This window comes from Alphaproteobacteria bacterium, from assembly GCA_041396705.1.
Lineage (GTDB): Bacteria > Pseudomonadota > Alphaproteobacteria > CALKHQ01 > CALKHQ01 > CALKHQ01.
Genome location: JAWKYB010000002.1, coordinates 268,476 through 283,974, shown reverse-complemented (window position 1 = coordinate 283,974; position 15,499 = coordinate 268,476). Strand labels below are relative to the sequence as shown.

The following is a 15,499-nucleotide window of genomic DNA, read 5'->3' as shown; positions in this document are numbered from 1 at the left end:
CGGCATGGAACGCGACGAGCTGCCTGCGCTGACCTGCGACGACATCACCGTGACCTACGGTGACGTCGTCGCGCTCAGCGACGTCAGCCTTCGGTTTCCCGCGGGAATGGTGCATGCGGTCGTCGGCCAGAACGGCGCGGGCAAGACCACCTTTGCCCGCGTCGCCGCCGGCATCGTTCGGCCGGGCAAAGGGCGTGTCACCATCGGCGGTCGCGCGGTGCCGGCAGGCGACGTGCGTGCGGCCCGCCGCGCCGGCGTGGAGATCGTACACCAGAGCTTTGCGCTGCCGCCTTCGTTCACGGTGGCGGAGGCGATGGAATTCGGCGCCACCGCAGGCGCCGGCATTTTCAGCCGCCGCGGTCTGGAGCGACGCTGGCGCGACCATCTGCGTGGCCTCGACGTGAGCGTCGATCTGCGCCGACGGGTGCGCGACCTGCCGGTGGAGACCCAGCAGGGCGTCGAGATCGCGCGCGCGCTGGTCGCCGACGCGCAGGTGCTGATCCTCGACGAGCCGACCGCGGTGCTGTCGCCGTCCGGAATCGAGGCGCTGTTCGCACGCGTGCGCGCACTGAAGGCGCGCGGCGTCACCGTGATCCTGATCCTGCACAAGATCCGCGAGGTGCTGGCGATCGCGGACACGGTGACGGTCCTGCGCGGCGGCCGGCTGGTGGCCGGGCCGGTGCCCTGCGCCGACGTGGATGCGGACCGGTTGTCGGAACTGATCATCGGTTCGGCCGCCGCGAAGGACCTGAGCGAGGAAGACGCGGAGGCGGTGACCGGACACGCGGCGAAACCGGCAGGGCACCACGGCCCCTCGCACGCAGCGGCCCGGCCGGCGCTCGAACTGCGCGGCTGCGCCACAGCGGCCGATGCCGAGGGCCCGGCCCTGGACGGCGTCTCGCTGACCGTCGGGCAGGGCGAGATCGTCGGGGTCGCCGGGGTGGAGGGCAACGGCCAGCGCACGCTGGTGCGCGCCATCGCGGCGCTCGCCGGCCTGTCGGCGGGCGAGGTCCTGCTGGATGGGAACGACGTCACCGCGCAGTCGTTGCTGCAACGTCGCGCGCGCGGGCTGCGCATCATCCCGTTTGAGCGCAACAGCGAGGGCCTTAGCCTGTCGAGCCCCTTGTGGGAGAACTGGTCGGCGCGCGCGCTGCTGCAGCGCAGCCTGCTGGCGCCGATCAGCCCGGCGCGGCTGCGACAGGCCTGCGACCGCGCCCTGCAGGCCTGGGACGTCGTGTTCGCCGGCACCGGCCAGCGTGCCGGCGCGCTCTCCGGCGGCAATGCCCAGAAGGTGATCCTCGCCCGCGAGATCGACGACGATGCGCGCGTCATTATCGCGGCCCAGCCGACCCGCGGCCTGGACGTCGGCGCGACCGCCTTCGTCTGGCGCGCGCTGCGCGCCGCCCGCGACCGCGGCTGCGGCGTCCTGCTGGTCTCCTCTGACCTTGACGAGCTTTTCGATATCAGCGACCGCGTCGTCGTCATGCTGTCCGGCCGGGTCGCGGGCACGTTCGCGCCGCCCTACGATGTCCGTGCCGTCGGTGCGGCGATGACCGGCGCGGCGGAGCGGGCGGCATGATCCAGGCGCGCCTGGTCGGCGTCATCCGCGCGGGCATCTTCATCCTGATTGCGCTCGCGCTGTGCGGGGTGATCTTCGCCTTCGCCGGCTACTCGGTGCCGCTGACGTTTCAGGCCATCGCCGATGGCGCCTTCCTGCGCCCGGGCGCCTGGGAACAGAGCCTGCGCTGGGCCCTGCCGCTGTTCATCACCGCCGCGGGCGTCGGCCTTTCCTTCCGGGCCGGCTACTTCAACATCGGTGCGCAGGGGCAGTTCTATGTCGGTGCGATCTGCGCCGCCTTCGTCGGCGACTGGCTGGCCGGCGCGCCAGCGGCGCTGGTGATCCCGGCCTGCCTCGTCGCCGGCGCGATCGGCGGCGGGCTGTGGGGGCTGTGGCCCGGCCTGCTTCGGCTGAAGTCGGGGACCGACGAGGTGATCACCACGCTGATGGGGAACTTCCTAGCCGCGCTGCTGCTGGTCTATGTCACGTCCGGGCCGCTGAAGGACCCGTCGGGTTCGGGCCAGCAGGCTTCCAGCCGGCCGCTCGACGCCGCCTATCGCATCAGCGATTCGCTCGGCGTCTCCTGGACCATCGTCGGCCTTGCGGTCGGCGTGGGCGTGGCCATGTGGCTGCTGGTCAACCGTTCGGCCTTCGGCGTGCTCGCCGGGCTGTCCGGCCGCAATCCGACCATGGTGCGCTGGCAGGGGGCGAAGCTGTGGCGGCTGGGGTTGTCGAGCTTCGTGATCAGCGGTGGGCTGGCGGGGCTCGCCGGAGCGATCGAGCTGCTCGGCCCCAACGGCCGCATCGCCAGCGGGTTCCTGCCCGGTCACGGCTTCACCGCCGTCCTGATCGCACTGGTGGCGCAGCTGTCCGTGCTCGGCACCGCGCTGGTGGCGCTGTTCTTCGGCGGCCTCGCCTCCGCCGCGCTCTACCTGCCGATCATGGCCGGGCTGCCGGCGGCGGCCATCGACATCGTCAATGCGGCGATCACGCTGTTCATCACGGCCAAGTCGGGCCTGGTCGACCGCTTGCTCAGGCTTGGGGGGCGGCGGACATGACCGACATCATCATCGCCGTCCTGCGCTCCGGCACCCCGCTCATCTACGTCGCGCTGGCAGGCGTCATCGCCCAGCGCGCCGGCGTCTGGCATCTCGGGCTCGAGGGCGTGATGATCATCGGCGCCTGCGCCACGGTCGTCGGCATCGTGCTGACGGGATCCTTTCTGCAGGCGATGCTGATCGCGATCGTGCTCTGTGTGGCGGCCTCGGTCCTGCTCTGGTTCGTGATCGAGAAGCTGTCCGCCAACCCGATCATCGCCGGCCTCGGGCTCACCGGGCTCGGCATCGGCGGCACCGCGCTGGCGGTCCAGTCGATCTTCGGCACCCAGGCCGCGGTGACGGCGCCGTTCGGCGTGCCGCGTCTGGGCGAGGCGTTCGGCGACTACGGCGTGCTATCGGTGTTCGTCCTGGCGATGCCGTTCGTCATCGTGGCGATGTGGGTCCTGCTGCGGCGGACCCGCTTCGGCCTCCAGCTTGCCGCCTCGGGCGAGCATCCGTTCGCCGCCCGCGGCGTCGGCGTCCGCCCGTCGCTGATGCGCCTGGCCGCGCTGATGATCGGCGGGGTGCTGTGCGCCATCGGCGGTGCCGAGCTCGCCGCCGGATCGCTGCAGATATTCTCGCAGAACATGACCGCCGGGCGCGGCTTCATGGCCTTCGCCGCCGTGATCTTCGGCGCGGGCCACCCGTTCGGTGCAGCTCTGGCGGCGCTGTTCTTCGCCATCGTCGGCGCGCTCGGCATTCGGGCGCAGCTCGTGTTCGGCGACGACGTCCCGCACGACCTGCTGCTCGCGCTGCCATACCTGGCGACGATCTTCGGCGTCTGGCTCAGCGGCCGGCTGCGCGGCGGCGCCAGGTCCGCGTCCGGCTTCGCCGAGCTGCGCGACTACTAGCGGACCCCACGAGATGCCGCGCAAGCTGATCATCACGACGGACCCGGGCCAGGACCAGGCCGCCGCGATCATGCTGATCCTCGGCCGGCCGGACGCGTTCGAGGTGCTCGGCCTGGTGGCGACGGCCGGCAACATCGGCCTCGATCACACGGTCGCCAACTGCCTGAAGCTGCTGGAGCTGGCGGGCCGCACCGATATTCCGGTGATGGCCGGGCTGGCGCAGCCGCTTGCCCGCCCGCTGGTGATGGCCGAGCATGTCCACGGTCCCACCGGCCTGGACGGGCCGGACCTGCCGCTGCCTGCCGCGTCTGTCGATCCGCGCCCGGGCGTCGACTTCATCGTCGACACGATCCGGGCCGCGCCGGCCGGCTCGGTCACCATCTGCTCGCTGTCGCCGATGACCAACCTCGCCGCGGCACTCACCCGCGCGCCGGACATCGCACCGCGGATCGAGGCACTGTTCGCCATGGCCGGGGCCTATTTCGAGGTCGGCAACATCACGCCAAGCGCCGAGTTCAACGTCTTCGTCGATCCCGAGGCCGCCGCCATCGTGCTTGCGGCCGGCATCCCGACGACCCTGTTACCGTTGGACGTCACCCACAGGATGCTGTCGACGCCGGCGCGGCTCGAGGCGATGCGCGCCGTCGGCACCCGCTGCGCCGTCGCCACGGCCGAGATGCTGACCTTTTCGCAGGCGTTCGACCTGGCCAAGTACGGCTGGGAAGGCGCGCCGCTGCACGGGCCCTGCGTGCCGGCCTTCATGCTGGCGCCGGAGATCTTCACCGGCCGCGCAATCAACGTCAGCATCGAGACCGAAAGTGCGCTGACTCTCGGCATGTCGGTCGCCGACTGGTGGCGGATCACCGACCGGCCGCGCAACGCCTTCTGGGTGCGCGATGGCGACCCGGAGGCCTATTACCGCCTGCTGCTCGACGCCCTGGCGCGGCTGCCGTGACCCGCACCCTGATCCGCGACGCGACGATCGTGACGATGGACGCGCGCACTGGCTGCGCGCCGGTCCGCGGCGACATCCTGATCGACGGCGCGGCTATCGCCGCGATCGGGCCGGACCTGCAGGCGGGGGAGGGGACCGAGATCGTCGACGGTCGCGACCGCCTCGTCATGCCCGGGCTGGTCAACGCCCATACCCATTCCAGCGAGACATTCTTCAAGGGGCGCTACGAGCGCATGCCGCTGGAGATCTGGCTGCTCTACGCCTACGGCATGCTGGCGGCCGAGCCGCTGCCGCCGCGGCTGCTCTACCTGCGCTCGCTGCTGCTGGCGATGGAGTCGCTGCGCGGCGGCGTGACCCTGCTCTGCGACGACTTCTTCGATCCGCCCGCGCACGACATCGACCGCCTCGGCATCGTGTTCCAGGCCTATGCGGACGCTGGCATCCGCGCCAACGTCTCCAGCGTGGTGATGGACGTGCCGGCGCTCGACGCCTTGCCGTACGCCCGCGCGATCATGCCGCCCGAGGTGCAGACGCTGCTGCCGGCGGGCCCGCCGGTGTCGGTCGAGGCCTATATTGCCTTCTGCCGCGAGGCGCTTGCGCGCTTCGCCGGCCGCGACGGGCGGCTCAACTACATGATCGCGCCGTCGGCGCCGCAGCGATGCACGCCGGCGATGCTGCAGGTCTGTCACGCTCTGGCGGTGGAAGCGGGCGTGCCGTTCCACCTGCATGTGCTGGAAACGGTGACCCAGGCGGTCACCGGACCGATGCTCTATGGCAAGAGCCTGGTCCGCCACATGGCCGACCTGGGCGTGCTCAGCCGCAATACGACGATCGCGCATGCCGTCTGGGTCGACGACGACGACATCGCGCTGATGGGGGCGGCCGGCTGCTCGGTCGCGCACAATGCGATCTCGAACCAGAAGCTGGGTGCCGGCATTGCGCCGGTGCGCAGGCTGATGGACGCCGGCGTCACCGTTGCGCTCGGCACCGACGGTCTCTCGTCCAACGACACCGCGCGGATCTTCGATGTGATGCGCGTCGCCGGCCTGATCCACAGCGCGACCGGTCCCGACTACGGCCGCTGGCTCGGCGCCGAGGATGTGCTGCGCGCTGCCACCATCGGCGGCGCCCGCAGCGCCATGCTGGACGCGACCACCGGCTCGCTGGAGCCGGGCAAGGCCGCCGATCTGATCGTCCTCGACCTCGCCGGCTACGCGTTCACGCCGCTGAACGACATCGCCAAGCATCTGGTGTTCGCCGAGAACGGCTCGTCGATAGAGCGGGTCATGGTCGCCGGCCGCTGGGTCCTCAAGGACGGCGCGCTCACGGTCGTCGACGAACGGGCGGTCCTTGCCGAGATCAGGGATGCCGTACCGGCGCTGCTGAAGAAGCATGCGCAGTCGGAACTGGCCAACCGGGCCCTCGAGCCGTGGTTCGCCGAGATCCACAGGCGCGCATCATGCCATCCGCGCCTCGACCGGTATGCGGGCGACGGCGCTGCCTAGGGGCCGCACGCCCGGCACCGGTCCCGAAGCGCGACGCGTCGTTTGAGGCTCAGGGCTCGACCGGCGTCAGGAAGCGGTCCTGATCGTGCCAGGCCCAGTAGACGTCCTTGACCCGTGTCGAAATCGGGCCCGGCCTGTCGTTGGCCAGGATCGCGGCGTCGATGCGCGAGACCGGCATGACGCCGCCCGCGGTGGTGGTGGCGAAGATCTCGTCGGCGGCGCGCAGGTCGTCCGCCGTCAGTTGGCCGATCGCCACAGGATGGCCAAGCTGGCGGCAGATCTCGATCACGGTCCGTCGGGTCACGCCTTCGAGCGCGCCGCGGTCGGGCGTCGTAACGCGGCCGTCGTGAACGGCGAAGATGTTGAATCCCGGCCCCTCGGTCACATAGCCGTCGCGGTCGAGCAGGACCGCATTGTCGGCGCCGGCGTCCTCGGCCTCGAACAGGGCCCGGACCAGATCGCCCCAGTGGTAGTTCTTGATCGTCGGGTCGACCGAGTCCGCCGGTATGCGCGGCGTCGTGGCGACGATCAGGTGCGCGCCGCGCTGCTGGACGTCGGGTGGGATGACGTCGATCCAAGGCAGTGCATAGGCATGGAACCGGTTCTCGATCAGGCTCGGGCGCGCGCGTGGCATGCCCGGTGCCGGCACGCCGCGCGTGGTCACCATTGCGACATAGGCGTTCGCCAGGCCGCTGCGCCGCACGCATTCGCGCAGGATTCCGGTGATCGCCTGTCGATCGTACGGAATCCGCATGCGCAGACCGGCCATCGAGCGCTCGAAGCGGTCGAGGTGGTCGGCGAGCCGGAAGAAGGCGCCGCGCCAGACATGGACGACGTCGTAGGTGACGTCGGAGCGGATGAACCCCCAGTCCAGGAGCGAGATCTTCGCGTCCGCGATCGGGACATAGGCCCCGTCGACGAAGGCCGTGCCCCTGGCGAAGGGGTCGGGGTCGCTCACGGCCAGCGGATCCCGCTTGCCGGTTGGTACCGAGCGTGCGCCACGTCGCTGCCGTCAGGCATCGAGGGCCGCGAACACGTCGTCGACGGCCCGGCCGAGAATGGCTGCGGCCCGTTCGGCGTCGTCCTCCGAGAACACCAGCGGCGGGGCGAAGGAACACACGTCGCCGTTCGGCAGCGGCCGGATGATCAGGCCGCCCTGCCTGGCGGATGCCACCACCTTGTGATGCGGTTTCACGCCGGGGTCGAAGCGCCGCTTAGTCGCGCGGTCTGCCACGAACTCGACCGCGATCATGAGCCCTTCGCCGCGGATCTCGGCGACATTCGGATGCCCGCCGATCCGCTCCTGCAGCAGCCTCTTGAAAATCGACCCGACGCGGGCGCAATGCGCGACGAGCCCCTCACCCTCGATGATGTCGAGATTGGCCATCGCGACCGCGCCGGCGGCGGGATGGCCCGAATAGGTGAAACCGTGGGCGAACATGCCGAAGGCGTCCGAGCCGTCCCGGATCGCTTCCCAGATCTTGTCCGAGACCGCGACGGCCGACATCGGGAAATAGCCGCTGGTCAGGCCCTTGGCGAAGCTCATCAGGTCCGGCTTGAGGTCGAAATGCGTGGTCCCGAACCAGCTGCCCAGGCGGCCGAAGCCGCAGATCACCTCGTCGACGATGAACAGCACGTCGTACTTGTCGAGGACCTGCTGCACGCGCTCGAAATAGCCCGCCGGCGGCACGAGGACGCCGCCGGTGCCCATGATCGGCTCGGCGATGAAGGCGGCGACGGTGTCGGGGCCCTCGCGCAGGATGATGGCCTCGAGCTCCAGCGCCAGCCGTGCCGCGAAGTCGGCCTCGGTCTCGCCTTGCCTGCCGTGCCAGTAGTAGTGCGGCGTCCCCGCGAAGATCACGTCGCCGGTCGGCAGGTCGAAGGCCTTGTGGTAGATCGGGATGCCGGTCAGGCTGCCGGCCGCCACCGTGAGCCCGTGATAGGCGCCGTGGCGCGAGATGATCTTCTTCTTCGCCGGCTTGCCGCGGACGTTGTTGTAGTAGCGTACGATCTTGACCTGGGTGTCGTTGGCGTCGGACCCGGACAGGCCGAAGGTCACCTTGCTGATCTGAGGTGCGCGGGCTTCGACGTTGATCAGGCGCCGCAACCGGTCGGCGAGACGGGCCATAGGCTCGCTCGAGGCCGCCGCGAAGGTGTGGTAGTAGCCCATCCGTCCCATTTCCGCGGCCGCCGCCTTGGCAAGGGATTCGCGGCCATAGCCGACGTTGACGCACCACAGCCCGCCCATGCCGTCGATGTAGGAGCGGCCGTCGATGTCCCGGATCCTGGCCCCGCTGCCTTCGGTGAAGATGTGGGGGCCGTTCTTCTGGTGGTCCGACACCGACGTGACCGGATGCAGAAAGCTTTGCCGGTCCATTTCGGCCAGCGAAAGATTATGGGCCGCATTGCTGGTCAATTTCCCTGCCTCCCTCTACGCGGCATGCACCCGAACGACGCGGCTCAGTGCACCGCGATCAGCGACAGAAAGTAGTCCGCCGCGTCGTTGATATCGTCGGCGATGGCCTGTCGGGCGGCCGGGCCATCCCGGTGCTCCAGCGCCTGGACGACGTGCTCGTGGTTCCGCTCGAAGACCTGCTCGATCTCTTCCCCGGTGCTCGTTTTCTCGGCGTCGTGCGCCTTCGACAGCAGGAAGTTCAACGCCGGGCCGATCCGCAGCCACATGCTCTCGACGATGCTCAGCGCGGTCGGCAGGCCGGCGGCGGAATAGACCAGGAAGTGGAACTTGTGATTGAGCGCGAGATACTTCTTGAAGTCGCCGGCGCGGACCAGGCGGGTCGCATCCTTGTGCAAGACTTTCAGCTTCTTGATGTCGCCGGCCGAGACCAGGGCCGCGGCGCGCTCGGCAAGCATGCCCTCCAAGGCCACACGGATCACGCGGACTTCCTCGAGTTGCTCGGCGGTGAGCATCGGCACCACGATCGCCCTGTTCGGCCCGGACACGAGTGCGTGCTCCGCCAGCAACTGGCGCAGGGCCTCGCGTACCGGCATTTCGCTGGTCCCGAACGCCGACGCCAGGCTGCGCAGGGTGACCGGGTCGCCCGGAGCCAGGCTGCCGGTCATCAACGCGCTGCGCAACTTCTTGTAGACCTGCGCTTGAACGGTATCACGGTCCACGCGCGTGAGACCGGGATGCCTTGCCTGTCGCAGTGTCATCGACCTCATCCGCGCGGTTTCGAGCGAACCTACGCCCACTGTGATCACAGATCAAGATCGGCCTGTGATCACAGATCAGGAGGGTATTGGCATCTCGCGAAAGATCGTCTAGCATTTTTTGTCGGGTGGGGCGGTAAGGCAGTTGCGTGTCTGTCCGCCGGTCAGGGGGCGTTGCTGTGCCGGAAGCCGACGTTCAGCTTCGTGGTGTCTCCCGACGGTTCGACCGCGTTCTGGCGGTGAACGATGTCGATCTGGAGGTCCATCGCGGCGAGTTCCTCTCGGTGATCGGGCCGAGCGGGTGCGGCAAGACCACGACGATGCGCCTGATCGCCGGGCTGGATCAGCCGGACAGCGGGCAGATCATCATCCGGGGCGCCCGCATGGAGGGGGTCCCGCCCTATCGGCGCAATGTGGGCCTGGTGTTCCAGTCCTTTGCGCTGTTCCCGCACCTGACCGTCCAGCGCAACGTCGAATTCGGGTTGCGCATGCGCGGGGTGCCGGCCGGTGAGCGCGAGAAGAAGGCGCTGGCGGGACTGCGCGCCGTGGGCATGCAGGATCTGGCGCGCCGCAGCATCGACCAGCTCTCCGGCGGCCAACGGCAGCGCGTGGCGCTGGCGCGCGCGCTGGTCGTCGAGCCCGCCCTCATCCTGCTCGACGAGCCGCTGGGTTCGCTCGATGCGCGGCTTCGGATCGAGATGCAGAGCGAGCTGAAGTCCCTGCAGCGGCGGATGGGGATCACGTTCATCCACGTCTCCCACAACCAGGGCGAAGCGCTGGTCATGGCGGATCGCATCGCGGTGATGAACGAGGGGCGCTTCGAGCAGGTCGACCCGCCGCAGACGATCTACAACGAGCCGAAGACCCGTTTCGTGGCCGAGTTCGTGGGCCGCAACAACCTGCTCGACGGTACGATCGGCACGATTTCCGCCGGCAAGATCGGCGTGGACACGCCGCACGGCACGTTCGTGATCGACCAGGGCGGACGCGACCTCCAGGTCGGGCAGCAGGTGACGATGGTCGTCCGGGCGGACCTCATGCGGTCGCACATCGGCGACGAGCCCACGGCCGAGAACACGCTGACCGGCACGATCAAGGGTCTCGAATATGCGGGCAGCGTGATCCTGTTGGTGCTCGACCTTGGCAACGGCAAGGAACTCAAGGTCGAGCAGCACGAGAGCCTCAGCAAAGGCCAGTCGGCCCCCAGGCACGGGGACAGCCTGACGGTGAGTTGGTCGTCGGCCGACGGCCACCTGCTGCCTGCCGCATAGTTGAAAGGACGACCTGAGCGAACGGCGTTTAGGAGGGAGGGACGAGATGAAGGATCTGCGCAGGAATCTCACGCGACGCGATACGCTGAAGTCGGGCTTGGCCGCCGGGGCGGCGCTCGGGGTGACCGGGCTCGGCGGCCTGACCGTGCTCGACAGCGCGGCGGCGGCCGACCGCATGCCTTGGGACGATCTGCCGGAGGGCGAGTCGGCCGCATCCACCGGGCTGCAGCTTCGTACGATCGGCCTCGGGGTCTCGGTTCAGGACCGCTTCCTGAACGAGTTCGCGCGGCGGAGCGGGCATGAGACCATCGGCAAGGTCGCCGGCCTGACCCCGATGATCACCGAGTGGCTCGCCGGCGGCTACCGCAACTACGACACCAACGAGACGAACGCCAACCGCAATGCGGCGCTGTGGAACACCGGGCTGCTGCAGCCGATTCCGGTGGACAAGGTGCCGACATGGGCCGATGCCCGCGACCTGTTCACCAGCACCTCGGCGCTCGGCTACGACGCGGGATCGGGCTGGCCGCTGGCGGAGATCTGGGTCGACCCGCAGGCGCAGACGGAGTTCAAGCTGGTGCCGCAGTTCTTCAACTGCGATTCGATCGGCTACCGCCTCGACCTGATCGGCGAGGACATCGACAGCTGGGGCGCGCTGGTCGATCCCAGGTTCAAGGGCAAGGTCGGCATCCTCAACGACAGCCTGCTGACCCCCGGCTGGTGTGCCGGCTTCATGAAGAAGAACGGCCTGGCCCAGATCGAAAACACCGCCAACATGACCAACGAAGAGGTCGATGCGGTCATCGAGTTCCTGATCGAGCGCAAGCAGGATGGCCAGTTCCGCGCGATCTGGGAAGACTATGGCCAGTGCGTCAACATGCTCGCCTCCGGCGAGATCTGGCTCGCCGACGCCTGGAACCCGGTCGTCGAGGACGTCAAGAAGCAGGGCGTCATCTGCAAATACGCGTTCCCGAAGGAAGGTTTCACCGCGTGGTTCCACGGGGTGGCGGTCGCCAAGGATACGCCGAACCTGCAGGCGGCGATCGACTATGTGAACTTCTGTCTCGAGGGCTGGTGGGGCGCGCAGGTCGCGCCGCAGGGCTACTACTCGCCGACGACGAGCTGCGAGAACTACCTCAAGAACAGCAAGAACACCGATCCGGACGGCGAATTCAACGACTACGACTGGTGGTACAACGGCGGCGCCAGCGAGGATCCGAAACCCGGCTGGCCGATCCGCGGGCGGGACACCGGCTCGTTCGCCAAGCGCTGGAGCAACATCATGCACTGGATGGTGTGGCCCGATGATCCGGACTACTACGCCGAGCGCTGGAACGACTTCCTCGCTGCCTAGGCCGGTTCGGACCGTGAACTAGCAGACCACAAATGCCGGAGGCCCCGCCGCTGCGGCGGGCCTCCGGTTGCTTGACAGACGGGCGCCCGGGCCATGGCGGAAGCGAGCAATCTGGAACGGCAGCCGATCGCCGCGAGTCCGGTGGCGGGCGCTTCGTTCGTCGACCGCCACCCGCGGATCGGCAGCTGGCTGCTGTTGCTGCCCGGGACCGTCTGGATGGTGCTGTTCGTCGGCGTGCCGCTCGGCAGCATCGTTCTGTTCAGCTTCTGGAAGGCCGGATTCTCCGGGCTGCGACCGGACTACAACATCGACAACTATGTGAAGCAGCTGACCAGCGAGACGTTCTGGAGCATCACGCTGTGGACGTACGAGGTCATCCTGATGGCCCTGGCCGGCGTGATCGTCCTCGCCTATCCGGCGGCCTACTTCATCTGGCGTGTGATCAAGGACGAGCGCTGGCAGACGGGCATACTTCTCCTGTGCATCGTGCCGTTCTGGACCAGCTATCTGACCCGAACGATCACGTGGCTGCCGATGTTCGGCCGCGAGGGCGTGGTCAACTCCATGCTCCTGACGCTCAACATCACGAGCGAGCCGATCGAGATTCTGCTCTACAGCCCGTATTCGATGATGGTGGCGCTGTGGTTCCTGTATCTCGTCTTCATGATCGGGCCGCTGTTCTACAGCATGCGGCGGATCGAGGAAGACGTGGTTTCCGCCGCCGCAGTCCTCGGCGCCACGCCCTTCAAGACGTTCTTCCTTGTCATCCTGCCGCAGACCAAGCCGGGACTGATGGCCGGTTCGCTGTTCGTCGTGGTGCTCGGGATGGGCGAGTTCTTCACCGAGCGGGTGATCGGCGGCGCGCAGAACCCGATGCTTGCGGGCCTGATCCTCAGACAGATCGACATCTTCCAGTGGGCGTCGGCTTCGGCGATCGCCGTCCTACTGATAATCCTGACCCTGGTCACCGTGTCGCTGATGCTGCGGTTCTTTGACCTGCGCAAGGTGTAGCGTCGCCATGCCCAGCTTCTACAAACTCACCCGCCCGATCGCCTTCCTCTATCTCGGTTTCATCCTCGCGGTCCTGTACTTCCCGTTCATCATCATGGCCGTGCTTTCCTTCCAGGGGCCGCGCGGCGGGCACACATTCCCGATGCAGGGCGTGAGCTCGATCTGGTACTGGAAGCTCTTCCATCCCGGCGAGATCACCGAGTACAGCGATGTCGGCGAGTTTCTCGGCGACTATCTCGGCGCGCTGCAGCGTTCGCTGGTCCTCGCCTTCACGACGCTGATAATCTCGACCGTCTTCGCGCTGATGGCCGCCCAGGCCTTCCGCCGCGGCTTCCGCGGGTCCGGCGCGGTATTCTATGTCTGGCTGCTGGGCATCATCGTGCCGGGCATTACCGTCAGCCTGGGGACCGCGCTGATCATCCAGTCGCTCGACATCGTCCCGCACTGGATGACCACCGGCCTTGCCGTGCACGTCGTGTGGACGCTGCCCTTCTCGTTGGTCGTCTTCCTGATGTTCTTCAACCGCTTCGACAAGACGCTCGAGGACGCGGCGCTCACGCTCGGCGCCAACCGGTGGCAGACCTTTCGGCACGTGACCCTGCCGATCATGCAGCCGGCGGTGCTGACCTCGATGCTGTTCGCCTTCACGCTGTCCCTCGACGAGTTCCAGCGCAGCCTGCTGATCACCGGCAACGAGCAGACCTTGCCGGTCATGGTGATGGCCTCGGTCACGACCCGGATCACGCCGACGCTCTATGCGCTGGGCACACTGACGACGTTGCTTTCGTTCGTGGTCGTCGCCGGCTACCTGCTGCTGATGACGATCTCGCTGCGTCGTGCGACACGGCAGACGTAGGGCCGGCCCGAGGCAGGAGAGCGAGATTGCGATGAGCGAGACGCGGACCGATCCCCCGCAGGATAGCGCCGCGACGGCGGGACAGAGCATCGACCCGTTCCTCATGTCCGTGCTGTCGAGCCGCTTCGAGGCCATCATCCGGGAAATGACCAATACCGTGATGAAGGCGAGCCGCTCGGCCGTGATCAAGAATGCCCGCGATATGTCCTGCGGGCTGCTGACCTACGACCACCGCCTGATCTCGGTGGAGGAGGGCATCCCGATCCACATCACTGCGCTGGATCTGACCACGCGGCCGATCACGGAGTTCTTCGGCGACATTGCCGAAGGCGACGCCTTCATCAACAACTGCCCCTACACGGGCACCACGCACCACGCGGACATGACGCTTTGCGTGCCGGTCTATTGCGACGGCGAGCCGCTGTTCTGGTCGCTGTCGCGGTCCCACCATGCCGATGTCGGTGCGCCGATCCCGACCACCTATCTTCCGTATGCGCGCACCGTCTACGAGGAAGGCATGCACTTTCCCTGCGTGCGCATCCAGCGGGACTACAAGGACCTGGAGGACATCATCCGCATGGGGCGGATGAAAATCCGGGTCAACAACATCTGGTACGGCGACTACCAGGCCCAGGTCGGTGCCTGTCGGACGGGCGAGCGCCGGCTCAAGGAACTGGTCGAGCGCTACGGCAAGGATACGATCAAGTCCTTCGTCGAGGAGTGGCTGGAATACGGCAAGCGCCGCGCGATCGCGGCGATCCGCGCGTTCCCCAAGGGAACCTGGACCTATGAGACGCGGCACGATCCGGTGCCGACGGTCGCCGACGACGGCGTGCCCGTACGCGTCTCGGTGACCGTGGACCCGGACGAGGGCCGGATCACCGTCGACGCGCGCGACAACATCGACTGCGTGCCGGGGGGCATCAACCTCTCGGAGGCGACCGCCTCCGGCTCCTGCCGCATCGGCGTGTTCTACAATCTCGACTCGACGATTCCGCACAACGAGGGCAGCGCAAGCCGCATCGATGTGCTGCTGCGCGACAACTGCGTGGTTGGCCGGCCCAAATATCCCGTCGGCACATCGGTCGCGACCACCAACGTCAACGACCGGCTGGTGGCGGCGGTGGCGAGCTGCTTCGCCCAGATGGGCAAGCCGTTCGGCATGGCGGAGGGCGGCTACATGCAGCCGATCGGCATGGCGGTGATCTCCGGCGTGGACTCGCGCAAGGACGACCAGCCCTACGTCAACCAGATGTTCATCGGCTACGCGGCGGGGCCCGGGCTGCAGGGCTATGACGGCTGGATCACGTTCTGCGGCGCCGACAACGGCGGCATGATCGTGCTCGATTCCGTCGAGGTCGACGAGTCCATGTATCCGATCGTCGTCGAGGGGCGCTGGCTGGAGCAGGATACCCTCGGCTGCGGCGAGTTCGACGGCGCGCCGGGCGTCAAGCTGATCTACGGCCCGATCGCCAACGACGATGTCACCGTGATCTATTGCAGCGACGGCGAGATCAACCCGGCCCGCGGCGTGCTGTCCGGGCTGGACGGTGCGCCGGCGCGCAATTTCCATCGCAAGGCCGACGGCACCGTCGAGCAACTGCCCGGGTTCAATCAGGTCGTCTGCAGGCCGGGCGAGGCCGTCATGTCGGTGACCGGCGCCGGGGGCGGGTACGGCGATCCGCTCGACCGGCCGCCGGAGAAGGTGGCGGCAACCGTGAACCGCGGCTGGCTCACGGCCGGCCGGGCCCGCGAGGTCTATGGCGTGGTGCTCGAACTCGCCGGCAACGGCGTCGACTACCAGGTGAACGCTGCCGACACCGATGCGCTGCGCCGGGCGCGGAGGACGGCGCGTTGAGCTATCGGCTCT

Annotated in this window: 13 protein-coding genes; 10 read left to right on the top strand and 3 right to left on the bottom strand. The window is 68.1% G+C overall.

Translation table 11 applies throughout. From position 1 onward, the window contains the following. The first annotated feature begins 4 nt into the window (after nt 1-4). From R3F55_01315 to R3F55_01295, 5 genes are read left to right on the top strand one after another with little or no spacing between them, the layout of a single operon-like run. Nucleotides 5-1,579: an ATP-binding cassette domain-containing protein gene (locus R3F55_01315; GenBank protein ID MEZ5666080.1), complete on the top strand. Its 1,575-nt coding sequence runs from the start codon at nt 5-7 to the stop codon at nt 1,577-1,579. Beyond that, a complete protein-coding gene (locus R3F55_01310) occupies nt 1,576-2,616 on the top strand; it encodes an ABC transporter permease (protein ID MEZ5666079.1) in 1,041 nt (346 codons plus the stop codon). Before R3F55_01315 ends, R3F55_01310 begins: the two co-directional genes overlap by 4 nt. After that, the gene (locus R3F55_01305; protein ID MEZ5666078.1) at nt 2,613-3,506 is read left to right on the top strand and encodes an ABC transporter permease; all 894 of its coding nucleotides are present in this window, start codon (nt 2,613-2,615) and stop codon (nt 3,504-3,506) included. Before R3F55_01310 ends, R3F55_01305 begins: the two co-directional genes overlap by 4 nt. Nucleotides 3,507-3,519: 13 nt before the next feature. Continuing rightward, on the top strand, nt 3,520-4,461 hold the full coding sequence (locus R3F55_01300) for a nucleoside hydrolase (protein ID MEZ5666077.1): 942 nt from the start codon (nt 3,520-3,522) through the stop codon (nt 4,459-4,461). Then, complete coding sequence (locus tag R3F55_01295; GenBank protein MEZ5666076.1) at nt 4,458-5,966, top strand: amidohydrolase; 1,509 nt, start codon at nt 4,458-4,460, stop codon at nt 5,964-5,966. The genes R3F55_01300 and R3F55_01295 overlap by 4 nt, the downstream gene beginning before the upstream one ends. A 49-nt stretch (nt 5,967-6,015) precedes the next feature. Here the strand turns inward: R3F55_01295 and R3F55_01290 are convergent, their stop codons facing one another. From R3F55_01290 to R3F55_01280, 3 genes are read right to left on the bottom strand one after another with little or no spacing between them, the layout of a single operon-like run. Next, the gene (locus tag R3F55_01290) at nt 6,016-6,924 is read right to left on the bottom strand and encodes an aminotransferase class IV (GenBank protein MEZ5666075.1); all 909 of its coding nucleotides are present in this window, start codon (nt 6,922-6,924) and stop codon (nt 6,016-6,018) included. 54 nt (nt 6,925-6,978) lie between these two features. Continuing rightward, complete coding sequence (locus tag R3F55_01285) at nt 6,979-8,382, bottom strand: aminotransferase (GenBank protein ID MEZ5666074.1); 1,404 nt, start codon at nt 8,380-8,382, stop codon at nt 6,979-6,981. Between the two features lie 44 nt (nt 8,383-8,426). Next, nucleotides 8,427-9,140 (bottom strand): GntR family transcriptional regulator, encoded by a 714-nt coding sequence (locus tag R3F55_01280; protein ID MEZ5666073.1) that lies wholly within the window; start codon nt 9,138-9,140, stop codon nt 8,427-8,429. 176 nt (nt 9,141-9,316) lie between these two features. Here R3F55_01280 and R3F55_01275 point away from each other — a divergent pair, with 176 nt between their 5' ends. The 5 genes from R3F55_01275 to R3F55_01255 all read left to right on the top strand — a co-directional run bounded on the left by R3F55_01275 (nt 9,317) and on the right by R3F55_01255 (nt 15,487). Then, nucleotides 9,317-10,408: an ABC transporter ATP-binding protein gene (locus R3F55_01275; GenBank protein MEZ5666072.1), complete on the top strand. Its 1,092-nt coding sequence runs from the start codon at nt 9,317-9,319 to the stop codon at nt 10,406-10,408. A 46-nt stretch (nt 10,409-10,454) separates the two neighbouring features. Next, nucleotides 10,455-11,762, top strand: coding sequence for a substrate-binding domain-containing protein (locus R3F55_01270; GenBank protein MEZ5666071.1), 1,308 nt, complete (start codon nt 10,455-10,457; stop codon nt 11,760-11,762). 93 nt (nt 11,763-11,855) lie between these two features. Continuing rightward, entirely contained in the window at nt 11,856-12,773 is a 918-nt protein-coding gene (locus tag R3F55_01265; GenBank protein MEZ5666070.1) for an ABC transporter permease, read from the top strand. A gap of 7 nt (nt 12,774-12,780) precedes the next feature. Beyond that, nucleotides 12,781-13,629 (top strand): ABC transporter permease, encoded by an 849-nt coding sequence (locus R3F55_01260; GenBank protein MEZ5666069.1) that lies wholly within the window; start codon nt 12,781-12,783, stop codon nt 13,627-13,629. A gap of 31 nt (nt 13,630-13,660) precedes the next feature. After that, nucleotides 13,661-15,487, top strand: a complete 1,827-nt coding sequence (locus tag R3F55_01255; protein MEZ5666068.1) for a hydantoinase B/oxoprolinase family protein — start codon at nt 13,661-13,663, stop codon at nt 15,485-15,487. Nucleotides 15,488-15,499: the final 12 nt, after the last annotated feature.

Coding starts and splice junctions, on each gene's coding strand:
- R3F55_01270 (MEZ5666071.1), top strand. CDS start 10,455: ATGAAGGATCTGCGCAGGAATCTCACGCGACGCGATACGCTGAAGTCG.
- R3F55_01280 (MEZ5666073.1), bottom strand. CDS start 9,140: ATGACACTGCGACAGGCAAGGCATCCCGGTCTCACGCGCGTGGACCGT.
- R3F55_01255 (MEZ5666068.1), top strand. CDS start 13,661: ATGAGCGAGACGCGGACCGATCCCCCGCAGGATAGCGCCGCGACGGCG.
- R3F55_01260 (MEZ5666069.1), top strand. CDS start 12,781: ATGCCCAGCTTCTACAAACTCACCCGCCCGATCGCCTTCCTCTATCTC.
- R3F55_01315 (MEZ5666080.1), top strand. CDS start 5: ATGGAACGCGACGAGCTGCCTGCGCTGACCTGCGACGACATCACCGTG.
- R3F55_01310 (MEZ5666079.1), top strand. CDS start 1,576: ATGATCCAGGCGCGCCTGGTCGGCGTCATCCGCGCGGGCATCTTCATC.
- R3F55_01265 (MEZ5666070.1), top strand. CDS start 11,856: ATGGCGGAAGCGAGCAATCTGGAACGGCAGCCGATCGCCGCGAGTCCG.
- R3F55_01305 (MEZ5666078.1), top strand. CDS start 2,613: ATGACCGACATCATCATCGCCGTCCTGCGCTCCGGCACCCCGCTCATC.
- R3F55_01300 (MEZ5666077.1), top strand. CDS start 3,520: ATGCCGCGCAAGCTGATCATCACGACGGACCCGGGCCAGGACCAGGCC.